General features: G+C 75.3%; 14 protein-coding genes and 1 tRNA gene. 5 read left to right on the top strand and 10 right to left on the bottom strand.

All coding sequences use genetic code 11. The annotated features are described in order from the left end of the window. Nucleotides 1-44: 44 nt before the first annotated feature. The 5 genes from eno to EMA09_RS19030 all read right to left on the bottom strand — a co-directional run bounded on the left by eno (nucleotide 45) and on the right by EMA09_RS19030 (nucleotide 5,698). Complete coding sequence (eno, locus tag EMA09_RS19050) at nucleotides 45-1,325, bottom strand: phosphopyruvate hydratase (protein WP_129842221.1); 1,281 nt, start codon at nucleotides 1,323-1,325, stop codon at nucleotides 45-47. A gap of 214 nt (nucleotides 1,326-1,539) precedes the next feature. Continuing rightward, nucleotides 1,540-2,217, bottom strand: coding sequence for a transglycosylase family protein (locus tag EMA09_RS19045; RefSeq protein WP_129842220.1), 678 nt, complete (start codon nucleotides 2,215-2,217; stop codon nucleotides 1,540-1,542). A 491-nt stretch (nucleotides 2,218-2,708) separates the two neighbouring features. After that, nucleotides 2,709-3,014, bottom strand: a complete 306-nt coding sequence (locus tag EMA09_RS19040) for a hypothetical protein (RefSeq protein WP_129842219.1) — start codon at nucleotides 3,012-3,014, stop codon at nucleotides 2,709-2,711. Nucleotides 3,015-3,129: 115 nt separating this feature from the next. After that, nucleotides 3,130-4,383 carry a cytochrome P450 gene (locus EMA09_RS19035; protein ID WP_129842218.1) on the bottom strand — a complete coding sequence of 418 codons (1,254 nt, stop codon included), beginning with the start codon at nucleotides 4,381-4,383 and terminating at the stop codon, nucleotides 3,130-3,132. Beyond that, nucleotides 4,376-5,698, bottom strand: a complete 1,323-nt coding sequence (locus EMA09_RS19030) for a histidine kinase (protein WP_129842217.1) — start codon at nucleotides 5,696-5,698, stop codon at nucleotides 4,376-4,378. The genes EMA09_RS19035 and EMA09_RS19030 overlap by 8 nt, the downstream gene beginning before the upstream one ends. 159 nt (nucleotides 5,699-5,857) lie before the next feature. On the opposite strand from EMA09_RS19030, the gene EMA09_RS19025 reads away from it, so the two are divergent. Then, a tRNA-Gln gene (locus EMA09_RS19025) sits at nucleotides 5,858-5,929 on the top strand. 22 nt (nucleotides 5,930-5,951) lie between these two features. Here the strand turns inward: EMA09_RS19025 and EMA09_RS19020 are convergent. The 3 genes from EMA09_RS19020 to EMA09_RS19010 all read right to left on the bottom strand — a co-directional run bounded on the left by EMA09_RS19020 (nucleotide 5,952) and on the right by EMA09_RS19010 (nucleotide 9,731). After that, a complete protein-coding gene (locus EMA09_RS19020; RefSeq protein WP_129842216.1) occupies nucleotides 5,952-7,223 on the bottom strand; it encodes a serine/threonine-protein kinase in 1,272 nt (423 codons plus the stop codon). Further along, nucleotides 7,220-7,744: a hypothetical protein gene (locus tag EMA09_RS19015; protein WP_129842215.1), complete on the bottom strand. Its 525-nt coding sequence runs from the start codon at nucleotides 7,742-7,744 to the stop codon at nucleotides 7,220-7,222. Before EMA09_RS19015 ends, EMA09_RS19020 begins: the two co-directional genes overlap by 4 nt. Nucleotides 7,745-7,844: 100 nt before the next feature. Beyond that, the gene (locus tag EMA09_RS19010; RefSeq protein WP_129842214.1) at nucleotides 7,845-9,731 is read right to left on the bottom strand and encodes an N-6 DNA methylase; all 1,887 of its coding nucleotides are present in this window, start codon (nucleotides 9,729-9,731) and stop codon (nucleotides 7,845-7,847) included. 178 nt (nucleotides 9,732-9,909) lie between these two features. Here EMA09_RS19010 and EMA09_RS19005 point away from each other — a divergent pair, with 178 nt between their 5' ends. Further along, nucleotides 9,910-10,527 (top strand): DUF4352 domain-containing protein, encoded by a 618-nt coding sequence (locus EMA09_RS19005; RefSeq protein ID WP_129842213.1) that lies wholly within the window; start codon nucleotides 9,910-9,912, stop codon nucleotides 10,525-10,527. A gap of 110 nt (nucleotides 10,528-10,637) precedes the next feature. On the opposite strand, the gene EMA09_RS19000 is transcribed toward EMA09_RS19005, so the two are convergent. Next, the gene (locus tag EMA09_RS19000; protein WP_129842212.1) at nucleotides 10,638-11,969 is read right to left on the bottom strand and encodes a carboxyl transferase domain-containing protein; all 1,332 of its coding nucleotides are present in this window, start codon (nucleotides 11,967-11,969) and stop codon (nucleotides 10,638-10,640) included. Continuing rightward, entirely contained in the window at nucleotides 11,962-13,416 is a 1,455-nt protein-coding gene (locus EMA09_RS18995) for an AMP-binding protein (RefSeq protein ID WP_129842211.1), read from the bottom strand. The genes EMA09_RS19000 and EMA09_RS18995 overlap by 8 nt, the downstream gene beginning before the upstream one ends. Nucleotides 13,417-13,565: 149 nt before the next feature. Here EMA09_RS18995 and EMA09_RS18990 point away from each other — a divergent pair, with 149 nt between their 5' ends. Genes EMA09_RS18990 through EMA09_RS18980 form a run of 3 tightly spaced genes read left to right on the top strand, consistent with a single transcriptional unit; the run spans nucleotide 13,566 to nucleotide 15,179 of the window. Then, nucleotides 13,566-14,246: an MOSC domain-containing protein gene (locus EMA09_RS18990; protein WP_129842210.1), complete on the top strand. Its 681-nt coding sequence runs from the start codon at nucleotides 13,566-13,568 to the stop codon at nucleotides 14,244-14,246. Nucleotides 14,247-14,286: 40 nt separating this feature from the next. Further along, nucleotides 14,287-14,802: a nitroreductase family deazaflavin-dependent oxidoreductase gene (locus tag EMA09_RS18985; protein WP_129842209.1), complete on the top strand. Its 516-nt coding sequence runs from the start codon at nucleotides 14,287-14,289 to the stop codon at nucleotides 14,800-14,802. Between the two features lie 41 nt (nucleotides 14,803-14,843). After that, nucleotides 14,844-15,179 (top strand): hypothetical protein, encoded by a 336-nt coding sequence (locus tag EMA09_RS18980; protein ID WP_129842208.1) that lies wholly within the window; start codon nucleotides 14,844-14,846, stop codon nucleotides 15,177-15,179. The last annotated feature ends 42 nt before the right edge of the window (nucleotides 15,180-15,221 follow it).

Here is a 15,221-nt window from a genome sequence, read left to right as displayed (position 1 = left end):
GGCGGCCGGTGGCGCGCCCATGTCGCGGGCGGGCGTGCGGCGCGTCAGCCCCGGAAGCGGGGGAACGCGGAGCGGCCCGCGTACACGGCCGCGTCGTCGAGGATCTCCTCGATGCGCATGAGCTGGTTGTACTTCGCGACGCGCTCGGAGCGGGCCGGGGCGCCGGTCTTGATCTGGCCGCAGTTGGTGGCGACGGCGAGGTCGGCGATCGTGACGTCCTCGGTCTCGCCGGAGCGGTGGGACATCATGCACTTGAAGCCGTTGCGCTGCGCGAGCTCGACGGCGTCCAGCGTCTCGGTGAGGGAACCGATCTGGTTGACCTTCACGAGGAGCGCGTTGGCGGCGCCCGCGTCGATGCCGCGCTGGAGGCGCTCCGGGTTGGTGACGAACAGGTCGTCGCCGACGATCTGGACCTTGTGGCCGAGGGCGGCGGTCAGGGCCTGCCAGCCCTCCCAGTCCTCCTCGCTCAGCGGGTCCTCGATGGAGACCAGCGGGTACGCCTCGACCAGCTCGGCGTAGTAGGCGGTCAGCTCCTCGGCGGTGTACGCCTTGCCCTCGAAGGTGTAGACGCCCTCCGAGTAGAACTCGGTGGCGGCCACGTCCAGGGCGAGCGCGATGTCCTGGCCGGGGGTGTAACCGGCCTTCTGGATGGCCTCGACGATGAGGTCGAGGGCCTCGCGGTTGGAGCTGAGGCTCGGGGCGAAGCCGCCCTCGTCGCCGAGGCCGGTGGACAGGCCGCGGTCCTTCAGGACCTTCTTCAGCGTGTGGTACGTCTCGGCGCCCCAGCGGACGGCCTCGGAGAACGACTCGGCGCCGATCGGGGCGATCATGAACTCCTGGATGTCCACGTTGGAGTCGGCGTGGGCACCGCCGTTCAGGATGTTCATCATCGGCACCGGGAGCTGGTGCGCGTTGGGGCCGCCGAGGTAGCGGAAGAGCGGCAGGTCGCGGGACTCGGAGGCGGCGTGCGCGACGGCGAGGGAGACGCCGAGGATGGCGTTCGCGCCGAGGGACGACTTGTCCGGGGTGGCGTCCAGGTCGAACATCGCCTGGTCGATGAGCCGCTGCTCGGTGGCGTCGTAGCCGACGAGTTCGGGGCCGATCTGCTCGATGACGGCGAGGACGGCCTTCTCGACGCCCTTGCCGAGGTAGCGGCTCTGGTCGCCGTCCCGCAGTTCGAGGGCCTCGAAGGCACCGGTGGAGGCGCCGGAGGGCACCGCGGCACGGCCGGTGCTGCCGTCGTCGAGGCCGACCTCGACCTCGACCGTGGGATTGCCTCGCGAGTCCAGGATCTCGCGGGCGACGACGACGTCGATGGACGGCACTGTGTCTCCTTGTGTCAAAGGGGCGGTCTTCGGTTCAGCCCCCTGAGCCTAACCGGCCCCGGGGCCGGTGCCTCCCCTCAGCTCGCCGCTACGGGCTGAACATCGGAAGAACTCGCTGGTCAGACGCCGCCGGACTTTGTTCAATCGGGGAAGAAAACCCGGTGCGCGGGGCCTCGCGGCCACCGCGCACCGGGTTTCGCGCCCGTGCGGCCGGTCAGAGGGCGAGCTGCTGGCCCGGGATGATCAGGTCGGGGTCGTCGCCGATCACGGACTGGTTGGCCTCGTAGAGGTCCTCCCAGGTCGTGCCGTGGGCGTCGGCGATGGCGGACAGGGTGTCGCCGGCCTCGACCGTGTACGTGTCGCCGTCGGAGGTGGCCGGCGCGGATTCGGCGGGAGCCTCCTCGGCCGGGGTCTCCTCGGCGGGCGCCTGCTCCTCGGCGGGGGCGGACTGCGGCACGGCCTCGGCCGCCGCGTCCGAGCCGGAACCGGTGTCCAGGCTCGGCGACTCGCCGCCGGCCGAGAGACCGGCCTGCGGGCCGCACACCGGCCACGCGCCCGGACCCTGCATGGAGAGCAGGACCTCGGCCGCCGCGATCTGCTGGTCCTTGGTGGCCTGGTCGGCGGTCGGGGCGTACTGCGTGCCGCCGGCCGCGGCCCAGCTCGACGCGGAGAACTGGAGGCCGCCGTAGTAGCCGTTGCCCGTGTTGATGGACCAGTCGCCGCCGGACTCGCACTGGGCGACGGCGTCCCAGGTGTCCACGGAGGCGGCGTTGGCGCCGGTGGCACCCAGCAGCGGGATGGCTATGGCCGCACCGGTGACGCCGGCGGCGGAGGCGATGCGGGCACCGCGCCGGGCGGGACGGCGGTGACGGCCCTGGCTCGTGAAGCGCATGACGATCCTTCTCACCGACGCCTGCGAAGTGAGCTGTCGGGTTCGGGCCAGGTGAGTGCCCGGCTCCGGGGGGCCGTTCGGCCGCCCCGGGGCTTCACCCCGAGCCGTCTTCCGAGCGCGCGGGCGGGTGCCCGCGGTCCGGTGACGGCGGTCCGCGCCCCCGGCCGTGACGGCCGCCGGGTCGCGGGTCGGGTCCCCCGCTCCTGCCCGCGGTGGTGCGGTGGTGGTCTCACCCCGGACCGGGGGCAGGATTCGGCGTACGGTCCGGGACGCCCGGCGGTGAACCGGGGCGCAGGACACTAAACACACGCCGCACGCCGGTTCAAGGCCGGTCAAGATCGCCGAAAGGGTGTGACGAGCCCCTCAACACCCCGCATCCACGCAGGTCATACGGCAATCGGACAGGACGGACACGCCGGACGGGACGGGCGGAACGCGAGAGGATCGTCACACTCCGCCCGGGCCTGCGCGGCCACGGTCCGCGACGCGCGTCAGACCCCCGCGCGCGTGACCTGACGCCCCCCGAACACCGGCCCGAGACGGGCCGCGAACACGACACTGAGCGACGTCCCGAGGGGCATCCGCCGGCCCGACTCCTCCGGCCCGCCCATCTCCTCCTCGGCCTGCGCCTCCTCGGCCTCCTCGGCCCAGTCGACGTCGTCGCCGTACTCCTCCCTCGACTCCGGACGCAGCCCGGGCAGCAGGGCGGAGAACCCGCCGGCGCCCGGTGTCAGCCCCGCGCGGCCCTCGTCCCTGACCTGCTGGGGGCGACGGCGACGACCAGTCCGCGAGCGCATGTGTTGGGCCTCCCTGTACGAACACCGATGCGACTACCGATGCGACTGAGGGGAACTTATTCCTCCCCACCGCGCGATCACAAGCCGGTCCCACGAAGATCACGCCCGGATCACACTATTGACTCCCGGTCATCCGTTCCGCGGTGAACTTCACGGGAAGGGAGCGCAATCCCCGCATGATCAGACCGCCGCGCCAGCGCAGCGCGTCGAGATCGCCCGCCAGCCGCAGATCCGGCAGCCGCCGCAGCAGGACCTCGAACGCGACCCGGCCCTCGAGACGGGCCAGCGGCGCACCCAGACAGTAATGGATGCCGTGCCCGTACCCGAGATGCGGGTTGTCGCCGCGGCCGAGGTCGAGCCGGTCCGGGTCGGTGAACCGCGCCGGGTCGCGGTCGGCGGCGGCCAGCACCACCAGGACGGGGTCGCCGCGCTCCACCCGCTGCCCGCCGAGCGTCAGCGGCTCGTTCGCGAACCGCCAGGTCGCCAGCTCCACCGGCCCGTCGAAGCGCAGCAGTTCCTCCACGGCACGGCCCGCCGCGCCGTCGTCCCCCGCGTCGAACACCGCGCGCAGCCGGTCCAGGTCGGCCGGGCGGCGCAGCAGGGTGTGCAGGCCGTTCCCGATGAGGTTGACGGTCGTCTCGAAGCCGGCGAACAGCAGGATGAACGCCATCGCCGCCGCCTCGTCCTCGGTGAGCTGCTCACCGTGGTCCGACGCGCGGATCAGGCCGGAGATCAGGTCGTCGCCCAGGTCGTCGCGCTTGCGGTGGATCAGGTCGGTCAGATACGCGCGCATCCGCTTGACCGCGCGCCCCACGCCGCCGCGCCGGCCGGTGGTGTGCAGCATCATCCCGGCCCACTCCCGGAAGTCCTCCTGGTCGGCGGCCGGCACGCCCAGCAGGTCGCAGATCGCGTAGATCGGCAGCGGGAACGCGAACGCGTCGATCAGGTCCGCCTCGCCCCGGCCCGCGAACCCGTCCACGAGCCGGTGGGCCAGCTCCCGCACCCGCGGCTCGAACGCGGCGACGCGGCGCGGCGTGAACGCGGCCGACACCAGGCGCCGCAGCCGCGTGTGGTCGGGCGGGTCGATGTTGAGCAGGTGCGTCATGACGCCCGCGCCGCGCTCCCCGGGGATGCCGACACGGCCCTGCGCGTGCGCCTCGGCGGTGTGCGCCTGCGGATTCTTGCTGAGGCGGGGGTCGGCGAGGGCGCGGCGGGCGTCGGCGTAGCGGGTCACGAGCCAGGCGGACACCCCGCTCGGCAGCGTGGCACGGTGCACCGGCGCGTGCTCGCGCAGCCAGGCGTACGCGGGGTACGGGTCGGCCGCGAACCCCGGGCCGAACAGCCCCCCGGCCGGGCACCCGTCAGACATCGCACGGGTCCTTCCGGTCGGGGATGACGGCGGACACCCGGAAGCCGCCGCCGTCCGACGGCCCCGACACGAAGCCGCCGCCCAGCGCCATCACGCGCTCCCGCATGCCGACCAGGCCGTTCCCGCCGCTCGGCAGGCGCGGGGCGGGCACCTGGGCGCGGACCGGCGGGTCGTTCTGCACGAGGACGGCGACCTCGCCGTCGCGGTGGGCGAGCCGGACGCGGGCCGACGCGCCGGCCGCGTGCTTGTGCACGTTCGTCAGGGCCTCCTGCACCACCCGGTACGCCGTCGACTCGACCGGCGGGGCGTAGCCGCGCGGCTCGCCCTCGACGGACAGGTCGACCGCCATGCCGGCCGCGCGCGACTCGTCCACCAGCGTCGCGACCTCGGCGAGCGCCGGCCCCGGCTGCCCGGCGGCCGCGCCCGCGTCCCGGCCCGGCCGGTCGCGGACGGAAGCGGTGGCGACCTCGGCGAGCCGGGCAGCGGCCGGCGCCCCGCCCGCGTCGCCCGCGCGCAGGACGCCCAGCATGGTGCGCAGCTCGGTGAGGGCCTGACGGCCCATGTCCCCGATGAGGGCGGCGTTGTCGGCGGCCTTCTGCGGGTCCTTCGGCGCGACGGCGGCGACGGCGGCTGCGTGCACCACCATGAGGCTGACCCGGTGCGCCACGACATCGTGCATCTCGCGGGCTATGCGGCGGCGCTCCTCGCCGCGCGCCCACTCCGCCCGCTCCTCGGCCCGCTCGGCGAGCAGCGCGAGTTCGCGTTCGAGTCCGAGCGCGCGGTCCTGCAGCGTTTCCACGAGACGGCGCTTCGCCCGCACGTACGCGCCGAGCAGCACCGGCGGCACGACGAACACGACCGCGAAGATGCCGGCGACCAGCGGCCGGAACAGCGGCTCGGCGGCCAGGTACCGGTCCCGCCCGAGCATCAGGTAGGTGACGAGGAACGTGCCGCCCGTCTCCATCACCGCGAGCAGCCCGACGACGCGGCGCGGCGCCTCGGTCGTGGCCAGGGTGTAGAGCCCCACCATCGACAGGACGCTGCCCATGCCGGTCGGCAGGATCGCGATCGACACCAGGACGACGGCCAGCGGCAGGCGGCGCCGCACGATCAGCGACAGGCCGGCCGCCACGCCGAGCAGCAGGATCGGCCACGCCGGGACGCCCGTCCGCTGCGCGAATCCGAGGCCCTGCACGACGCACTCCAGCGCGGACAGCACCGCGAGCCCCGCGTCCAGGGCGGCGCTCCGCCGCCGCGTCCACCACCACAGCCGGTATCCCCCACCGGCCGGGTGCTCCTCCCCCGTTGTCTCCATGACGACCAGCCTACGGGCGCGATCCGCACCTTTTCAGGTGGGTGCGGCGGGTCGGTACCGGTCGCGGACCGTCGCGGGAAGCCCGTGCGGACTGGCATAGTGTGGGGTGCCCGGCGGGAGCCGGGGGGCGCAGACCCCCGAACCCCGCTGCGCGGGTGGTCCCCTGTGGTGTAATCGGCAGCACTGCGATTTTTGGTGTCGTAAGTCCAGGTTCGAGTCCTGGCGGGGGAGCCGGAACGGGCGCGGCGCGCGGTCAGCCGCCGAGGTTCGCGACGCAGAGCTGCTCGTCCTGCCGGAGCTGGAGGACCAGCGGGTCGTACGGGCCGCGTTCGGCGGTCAGGTCGTCGGCGAGGCGCCGGATCTCCGGGAGCGCCCGCGCGTACTGGGCGGTGTCGAGCAGGGTCGCGGCGTACTGCTTGCGCAGGCTGCGCACCACCGGCGAGCCCTCTCCGTAACGGGCCGCCGCCACCGGGATCACCCGGCACAGCAGCTCGGCCACGTCGGCGTAACGGCCCTGGCCCAGCAGGCGTTTGATCTCCTCCAGACTCGCCGACAGGTCGTTCTCGCGCGGCCGGGCGGGCGGCCAGGGGGCCAGCGGGTGGTACAGGGGGCGCGTCGGGTCGAGCGGGACGGCCGCGTCGCCCGACGTGTCCGTCCGCGGGGCGTGGGCGGCGAGCAGGGCGGCCAGGTCCGTGAACAGGGCGGCGGCGCTCGGGGCGCGGTGGTCCGGGTCCTTGTGCAGCAGCCGGTGCACGAGGCCGGCGAGGCCGGGCGGCAGCCCCGGGCGGAGGTGGTCGAGCGGCACGGGCTCCTCGTGCAGCTTCTTGTAGAGCAGGCCCGCCGCCCCGGGCGCGCTGAACGGGACGCGGCCGGCGAGGAGTTCGTACCCGATGGCGCCGAGCGCGTACAGGTCGGCCGCGGGACCGACCGGCGGGCCGCCGACCGCCTGCTCCGGCGCCATGTACAGGGGCGTGCCGAGGAGGGTGCCGGTGCGGGTGAGACGGGTCTCCTCGGTGCCGTCGGTGACGGCGGCGATCCCGAGGTCGAGGACGGTGACCCGGCCGTCCGGGCGGATCATGACGTTGCCGGGCTTCAGGTCGCGGTGCACGACACCGAGGGCGTGCACGGCGGCGAGCGTCGAGCAGAGCTGCACCAGCACGGCGACGGCCCACGGCCACGGGTAGGGGTCGTGCTCGGCGAGGTGGTCGGCGAGGTCGGAGCCGTCGATGAGCTGCATGACGAGGTACAGCTCGGCGCCGTCCTGGCCCGCGTCGTGGACGGCGACCAGGCCCGGGTGGTCGATCCGCGCGGTGGCGCGGCACTCGCGCAGGAAGCGGCGCCGCAGGTCCTCGGTCAGCTCCTCGTCGGCCGCCGTGCCGGCGATGCGGTCGGTGTGGAGGAGCTTGACGGCGACGCGGCGGTCGCCGAGCGCCGTGTCGCGCCCGGCCCAGACCTCGCCCATGCCGCCCTTGCCGAGGGGTTCGGTGAGGGCGTAGCGGCCGGCGAGGAGGCGTCCCGGGGTCACGTGCCGTTCTCCTGGCCCTTGAGGTACGCGTCGAGTTCGTCCAGCTCCGAGGCGACCTGGCACATGCGGGGCGAGGGCGGCACGGCGGGGGGCGGCGCGGGGGCGATGACGGTGGGGGTGCGGCGGGGCGGGGCCGCGTGGGCGGGGCCGACGGCGAGGGTCTCGGCGTCGGCGACGGCCGCGTGCGGCGGCTCGGGGGCGGGGCTCCCGGCCACGGCGGCGTGGCACGTACCCCCCGTCATGAGCACCACGACGTAGAAGCCGGCGACCACGCTCAGGTCGCCCTCACTGTTCTCGGGGACGACGGCGAAGAACACGATCTCCCCGACCGTCAGGGCGCAGTAGAGGACCAGGACGAACCAGTACAGCGGGCTGCGGCGTATGCGCGCGATCCGTATGAACGGCACCCACGCCAGCAGGCCGAGCGAGAGGAACGGCACGGCGGCCAGCACCCAGCGCAGGACGTGGGACAGCGTGGCAGGGCGCGGTGTCCGGGATGGTGCCGCCGGCAGACCGTGCATCGCGCCCCCTCGTTCTTCCGTTCGACCGTTTCGGACCAGGATGATATCCGGGGCGCGCCGGCCGTCCGCCACGGTGCGCCCCGGTTTCTCCGGTTCCGGATCAGTCGGCCGGGCCGCCGGGCGGTACGGTGCCCTCGGTGAGGCCGTCCACCATCCCCTGGGCGAGACGGCGGCCGAGATCGGCGGCGTGCCGCAACGCCGCCTCGAACGCGGCGAGTTCGGCGAACCGGCGGCCGTATCCCCGCTGCACGTCGAGCGGCAGCCGCGGGACCTTGAGCCGCCGCAGGTCGACGCGGCCCGCGCTGGACGCGTAGCTGCTGGCCTGCCGGGTGTTCGCGCTGCCGCGCAGGAAACCGGCCAGGAACCACGCGTCCAGCGCCTCGGGATCGGGCCGCAGCAGGCCTGTGTGGCGGTCGGGGACCTGCCCGGCCTCCGTGCCGGACACCACGCACGGCGCGGTCTCGCCGTCGTGCAGCAGCGGCACGAGGACGTCCCCCGCGCGGGCCGGCGGCGGCTCGGCCGCGGATCCCGCGAGGTGCACTTCGAGGGCGCCGGAGCGGGCGAGTTCCCCGACGGTCACGGTGGACCAGTGGGGGCCGCTCGGCTCCTCGGCGCCGGGCGGGTGCGGCGCGGGCGCGAGGTCGAGGGTGCGGTGCAGGGTGTCCCGGAGGTCCTGCTCGACGGCGGCGAGGGCGGACGTGCCGGTGGTGTGCCCCGGCGGCGGGAGGTGCCGGGCGGGGGCGAGGTCCACCTCGTCGTCCAGCAGGTCGATGACGGGCAGCGCGCGGTGGACCCCGGCCCGCTCCCCGAGGTCGCCGTCGCGCTCGAACGCGGTCCACGCCCCGAGGACGGTGCGGCGCAGCGCGGACCAGTCGATCTCGCCGCCGCCTGCGCGTCCGGCGGGCGCGGGGCGGACGGCGGCCGTACCGGTCTCGATGACGAGGAGCCGGGGCGCGGGGGCCTGCCCGCCCGCCGCGGGGTCGGGCTTGCGCAGGACCCACAGGTGGAGCGGGAGGTTGTGCGGGGGTGCGGCGCCGGTGGGCAGCGCGATGACGGCGCGCAGGGCGCCGCGCCGCAGGAGGCCCGCGCGGACGCGACGGCCGGTGCGGCGGGAGGCGACGGCCGGGGGCATGAGGAGGACGGCGGTGCCGCCGGGCCGCAGGCGGGCCAGGGCGTGCTGGACCCAGGCCAGTTCGGACTCGGTGCGGGCGGGGAGGCCGTACTCCCACCGGGGGTCGTAGGTGAGGTCGGCGTGGCCCCAGTGGCGTTCGTTGAACGGGGGGTGGCACAGGACGGCGTCGGCGGTCAGGTGGGGGAACGCGTCGGCGAGGAGCGTGTCGCCGGTCTCGACGCGGACGCCGGCGGCGCCGCCGCGCAGGGCGAGGCGGATGCCGCTCAGGCGCGCGAGGAGCGGGTCGGTGTCCTGGCCGTGGAGTTCGCCGGGCGGACGGCCCTCGGCGTCGCGGGCGGCGGCGAGCAGAGTGCCGGGGCCGCAGGCGGGGTCGTACACGGAGTCGGCGGGGCCGGTGAGGGCGGCCATCAGCTCGGCCGTCTCCGGCGGAGTCGTCGTCAACTGCCGGGCGGCGGCGTCGAGGTGACGGTCCAGCAGGAAGGCGTACGCGTCGCCGGGCGAGGTCTCGGCGGCGAGCGCGGCGACGGCAGCGGCCGCGTCACCGGCGTCGGGGGGTGCCGCGGCGCCGTGCTGGAGGAGCTGTGCGCCGAGCCGCGCGACGGCCTCCCCCGTCCCCTCGGGATCGGACTCGACGAGCTGCCACAGCCGCTCGCGCAGGGGCACTTCGGCGAGCTTGCCGTGGCGGCGGAGCCAGCGTTCGACCTCGGGGAGGGAGAACGTGGGACTGGCCTCCGTGCCGCCGACCGGCCGGGGGAAGTGGTCATGCCGGCGGCGCCAGTTGCTCACCGCGGCGCGCCCCACGCCGGCGAGCCGGGCGATGCCCGCGGCGGTGACTTCCGTGTTCTGCCCGGACACGTGACTGCCTCCTGTCGGCTCGCGGTGGGACGACCTTACCCACACACTTCCTGGTGATCGCGGTACACGGACAACAGTACCGGCGTTCACAGATTTGCGCGTTGACTCGGTTCACAGGCTATGGTCTTATTAGCTCGCCGGTTCGAGGGAACCGGTGTTGATGAGGGAGGGAACCCCCATGGTCAGGACCCGACGGCGGATGACGGCTGTGGCGGCGCTCACGGTGGCGGCGCTCACGATGGGCGGCGCGCTCACCGCCTGCTCCTCCGACGACGAGGGCGACTCGGGCACGTCGAGCGAGCAGACCACGCAGGAGGACAGCTCCGAGGACAAGCCCGCCGAGGAGGAGGCCGCCGAGGAGGAGCCGGCCGAGGACGCGCCCGCCGAGGACCCCGCGGACGACGGCACGCTGGCGGCGGACGAGACCGCGACGTTCACGGGCGATGTGAACATCACCCTGTCCGCTCCGGAGGAGTACACGCCCGACGAGTTCGCGATCGGCCACACCGAGGGCAACCAGCCGTACGTCGTCACCATCACCATCGAGAACGCCGGCACGGAGGCGTACGACACCGAGATGCTCCTCGCGACCGCGCGGGCCGGCGAGGACGGTGTGGAGGCCGAGGAGATCTTCGACGACACCGTGGGCGGCTTCGTGGGCACCCTGCCCCCCGGCCAGACCGGGACCGGCCAGCTCGCCTTCGACGTGCCGCCGGACACCGCCGAGCTCAACGTGCAGATCGAGGACATCGCCGACTTCGAGAGCAGCGGCCACTTCTGGACCCTGACGTTCTGACGGTGAACCGGTGGGCGAACGGCACGGCCGCTCACCCACCCCACCACAGGCACCGCCCCGCAGCCCACCGCGCGGGGCGGTTCGCGTTCCTGCCCCGGCACGGACCCCGGTCAGTGTTCGTGGGTGATGCCGAGCCGAGCCACGTCCGGTGCGCGCAGGGACAGCAGGTTCGCGACCTCCGGTGCGTCCTCCCTGTCGCGGCCCACGATGGCCGCGGCGTCCTCCGGGGCGATCACCGCAAAGTAGCTCCCCGGCACGGCGTACGTCCGGCCCGGCGCGGCGAGGGCGAGGGCGCCGCCGGAGCCGCCCTCGCCGATGAGGAGGCTCGTCACCGGCACGGTCGCCGTCGCCACCGCCGCGAACAGGTCGGCGATCGCCGGCCCGGCGCCCGCCCGTTCCGCGTCGGGGCCGTTGTCCGCGCCCGGCGTGTCGACGAGCGTCAGCACCGGGACGCCGAGCCGCCCCGCGAGCCGTACGAGCCGCGCGGCCGTCCGGTAGCCGGCCGGCGACGTACGGGCGCCGCTCTGCGCCGCGTACGCGACGGTCCGGCCCGCCCGGCGCCCGAACCCGCACTCCACCGTCCGGTCGGACCCCCCGCAGCGGTCGCCGCGGATCGGCGCGCGCACGTCGAAGTACGCGTCCAGGTACGCGTCGGCGCCGGGCCTGGTGAGGTCGCGGGCGCGGCACACCGCCTCCCAGCCGGTGGCCGGCACGGCCGTGTCGCCGAGCGCGGGCGGCGGATCCGCCGGCGCCAGGGGGTGCGGCGGGGCGAGGAGGGTGACCCAGCGGATCAGCTCGTCGGCGAGACCCGCGTCCGTGACCAGGGCGTCGATGTGGCCGTGGACGTACTGCGAGTCGGCCGTGTACGCGTCCGCCCCGACGCCGGGCGGCCGCACCCGGGACCCCGCGAAGCCGACCTGTGCCCGCGACATGCCGATCACCACGTCGGCGCCCGCGCCGAGCACCGCCCAGCCGCCGCCGGTCGTCGGATCGAGCGCCACGGCGATCTGCGGCACGCCGACCGCGCGCGTACGGGCCGACTCGGCGGCCAGCCGGTGCAGTTGGCCGAGGGCACGCATACCCTCCTGCACGCGGCTGCCGCCCGTCGCGATGAGGGAGACCAGGGGGACGCGGCGTTCCCTGGCGTGCGCGTGCGCGGCGGCCAGCAGGTCCCCGGTGCGCTCCCCGATAGAGCCGCCCAGGAAACCGAACTCGAACGCGACGGCCACGACGTCCCGCCCGCCGATGAGGGCCGTGCCGCAGACGACGGACTCCCGCTCGCCGGTACGGCCGGCGGCGCGGGCGCGCGCCGCGTCGTACCCGGGCCAGCCGATCGGCCCGTCGGGGCGGCCCGGCGGTGACGGGTGCGGGACGGGCAGGTCGACGAAGTCGCGGGTGACGGCCGCCAGCGCGGCGCGGGCCGTCCGGCGGCGGTCAGTCATGGAGTGCCCGCTTCATGATCTTGCCCATGTCGTTGCGCGGCAGGGCGGTGAGACAGCGCACGACGCGGGGGCGTTTGTGGGGTGCGAGCAGCGCCGCCACATGGCCGGCGATCGCGTCGGCGGCGGGCGGGGCTGCCGGATCGGCGGGCACGATCCAGGCGACGATCCGCTCCCCGAGGTCGGGGTCGGGCTCGCCGGTGACGGCGGCCTCGCGCACCGCCGGGTGGTCGAGCAGCGCGTTCTCGATCTCGCCCGCGCCGATCTTGTACCCGCCGCTCTTGATCAGATCGGTCGCGCGGCGGCCCACGATCCGTACGCGCCCCGCGGCGTCCAGGGTCGCCATGTCGCCGGTGCGGAACCAGCCGCCGGGAGCGAACGCGGCGCCGGTGGCGTCCGGGCGGTTCAGGTAGCCCGAGAACAGGTTCGGGCCGCGGAGCTGGATCTCGCCGATCGCGTCCGGGTCGCCGGGCGGCAGTTCGGCGCCGTCGTCGTCCACCAGGCGCAGCGTCACGCCGGCGAGCGGGGTGCCGACGGTGCCCGCCGCGCCGTCCGGGTCCGGGTCGCCGGGGCGGACGGACGTGTTCATCAGCGTCTCGGTCATGCCGTACCGCTCGACGACGCGCCGGCCCGTGGCGCGGTGGATCGCCTCCCGGTCGGGCGCCGGCAGGGCCGCCGAGCCGGAGACGAGGAGCCGGGCGCCGGCCAGCGCCGCGGCGAGGCGCGCGTCGCCCGGGAGCGCCTCGGCGATGCGGTGGTACATCGTCGGCACGCCGAACAGCATCGTCCCGCCGTCCGCCAGGGCCTCGGCGGCCGCGCCGGGCGAGAAGCGGCCCAGGTGCCGCACCGCGCCGCCGTGCCGCAGCGGACCGAGGACGCCGAGGATCAGGCCGTGCACATGGAACAGCGGCAGCCCGTGGACCAGGACGTCGGCGTCCGTCCAGCCCCAGGCGTCGGCGAGCGCGTCGAGCGTGGCGCGGATCGCGCGGCGCGGGATGACGGCGCCCTTCGGCGGGCCTGTGGTGCCGGACGTGTAGACGACCAGCGCCGGGCTCTCCTCCGGCGGCTCGGGCGGGGCCTGGGTCATGGCGCGGTGGACGTCCACCTCGACGCGGGGCAGGGCGGCGACGGGGGCCGGGAGGCCGGTGCCCGGCGGCACGAGGACGGCGGCCGGGTCGCTGTCGGCCAGGATGTGGCCGAGTTCCGCCTCACCCGAGCGGGGGTTGAGCGGCACGGCCGCGACACCGGCGAGCAGCGCGGCGGCCACGGCGACGGCGGTCGCCGGCTCGGGCGCGGCCCACACGGCCACCCGGCGCGCCGGGTCGAGCTCCGCGGCCAGTGCCCGCGCGGCGGCGGCCAGGCCGGCGTGGGTCAGGGTCGTTGCGCCGAACCGTACCGCCGGGCGGTCCGGCGGTACGGCGGCGGACAGGGTGGGCAGCAGGGGGTCCACGCGCGCTCCTTCGTTCTCCTCGGTGGCCGTGTTCCACGTGTCCCGGTGAGCGACGACGATACGGGCGGCGGCGGTTTCCTGGGGGCCGCGGCGGACATCGGCGCGTAAAGGGGTGGTCCGGCGGCCGGGGCGTCCGTACGGTCACCGGCATGAGACTGCTGTCCGTCAACGTAGGCCGGCCGCGGCCCAATCCGTGGAAGCGCCTGCCCGCCACCGGCATCGACAAGTTCCCCGTCGACGGTCCGGTGGCCGTCGCCGATCCAGGTCCGAAGGGCACCGGGGCCGTGGGGCTCGCGGGCGACCGGGCGTACGACGTGAAACACCACGGCGGCAGCGACCAGGCCGTCTACGCCTACGCCCGCGAGGATCTGGACCGGTGGTCCGCCGACCTTGGCCGGCCCCTGGCCGGCGGGGCCTTCGGCGAGAACCTCACCACCGCCGGCGTGGACGTCAACGGCGCGCTGATCGGGGAGCGGTGGCGCGTCGGCCCGGACGTCGTCCTTGAGGTGTCGTGCCCGCGCATCCCGTGCGCGACGTTCGAGGGCCGGCTCGGCATCGACGGGTGGAACGCGCGTTTCCTGCGTGCCGCGCTGCCCGGCGCCTACCTGCGGGTGGTGGTGCCGGGGGACATCCGGGCGGGCGATCCGGTCGAGATCGCCGGGCGCCCGGAGCACGACGTCACGGTGGCGCTGGCGTTCCGCGCGATCACGCTGGAGCCCGAGCTGCTGCCGCGGCTGCTGGTGGCCGACGCGCTGCCGGAGGCGGACATGGCGCGGATCAGGCGCCGCACGGCCACGCCGCCGGTGGCCGCGGGCGACGGAGCGGTGTGACGGGCGGCCGGATCCCCGGCGGCGGGCGTAGGGTTCCGTCGTGACCGCTCCGGAGAATCCCGAGTCCACCCGTCCCGAACTGCCCACCGGATGGCGCCGGTTCCTGTTCCGGCTGCCGATCCGGCTCTACCGCGCACGGCTCGGGTGGCTGCTCGGCCGGCGCCTCCTGCTGCTGGAACACGTCGGCCGGAAGTCGGGGCGCACGCGGCAGGTCGTGATCGAGGTGGTCGCGCGGGACGTACCGCACGGCCCCTCGTGGACGGTGGCCTCCGGCTTCGGCCCACGGGCCGCCTGGTACCGGAACCTGCGCGCCACGCCCCGTGTCACGATCCAGGTCGGCGCCCGGCGGCACGACGTCGTCGCGCGTTTCCTGCCGCCGGACGAGGGCGCCGAACTGATGGCGGGGTACGCGGCGCGCAACCCGCGGCTCGCGCGGCGGCTGAGCGCGTTCATGGGCTTCCGCCTCGCGGACGGCAGTCCGGACGAGTTCCGGCGGGTCGGCCGTTCGATCCCCTTCGTCCGCCTGGAACCGCGCACCCCCGACGGAGAGTCCTGACCACTGGACGGGCGTACCGGGACGCGGGGAGGGAGCGGCCGGTGACGGGTGGAGCGGCCTGGGTGAGCCAGGCGTGCCGGGACTGCGGGCACTCGCGGGCGGACCACGACCGGCTGGTCACGGTCGACGGCCGCTGCCGGGGGACGACGGGCGGCGACCGTGCGGCGGGCAGGGCGCCCCGGCCGTGCGCGTGCCGGGAGTTCGTACTGCGGCCGGAGGACGCGGGCGGACCGGAGACATGGCCGTGCTCCTCGTGCGGCCACCGCCGTCACCTGCCGCGCGCCTGCACGGCCACGGCACCGGCCACCCGGACCGGCCCGCGGCACTGCACCTGCGGCTACGACCCACCACAACCGTGGCTCGACCCGGTGGTCTGACCGGTGGGCGGCGCCCGTCACAGGGCTGTCACAGGCGTGGGG

Origin of the sequence: Streptomyces sp. RFCAC02 (genome assembly GCF_004193175.1) — a bacterium.
Classification (GTDB): Bacteria; Actinomycetota; Actinomycetes; order Streptomycetales; family Streptomycetaceae; genus Streptomyces.
This window is presented reverse-complemented; position numbering and strand designations above follow the sequence as displayed.

What these genes read in the sequence shown, in the direction of transcription:
- EMA09_RS19030 (WP_129842217.1), bottom strand. Translation starts at nt 5,698, where the DNA reads ATGGAGACAACGGGGGAGGAGCACCCGGCCGGTGGGGGATACCGGCTG.
- EMA09_RS19005 (WP_129842213.1), top strand. Translation starts at nt 9,910, where the DNA reads ATGGTCAGGACCCGACGGCGGATGACGGCTGTGGCGGCGCTCACGGTG.
- EMA09_RS19000 (WP_129842212.1), bottom strand. Translation starts at nt 11,969, where the DNA reads ATGACTGACCGCCGCCGGACGGCCCGCGCCGCGCTGGCGGCCGTCACC.
- EMA09_RS19040 (WP_129842219.1), bottom strand. Translation starts at nt 3,014, where the DNA reads ATGCGCTCGCGGACTGGTCGTCGCCGTCGCCCCCAGCAGGTCAGGGAC.
- EMA09_RS19035 (WP_129842218.1), bottom strand. Translation starts at nt 4,383, where the DNA reads ATGTCTGACGGGTGCCCGGCCGGGGGGCTGTTCGGCCCGGGGTTCGCG.
- EMA09_RS19045 (WP_129842220.1), bottom strand. Translation starts at nt 2,217, where the DNA reads ATGCGCTTCACGAGCCAGGGCCGTCACCGCCGTCCCGCCCGGCGCGGT.
- EMA09_RS19015 (WP_129842215.1), bottom strand. Translation starts at nt 7,744, where the DNA reads ATGCACGGTCTGCCGGCGGCACCATCCCGGACACCGCGCCCTGCCACG.
- EMA09_RS18990 (WP_129842210.1), top strand. Translation starts at nt 13,566, where the DNA reads ATGAGACTGCTGTCCGTCAACGTAGGCCGGCCGCGGCCCAATCCGTGG.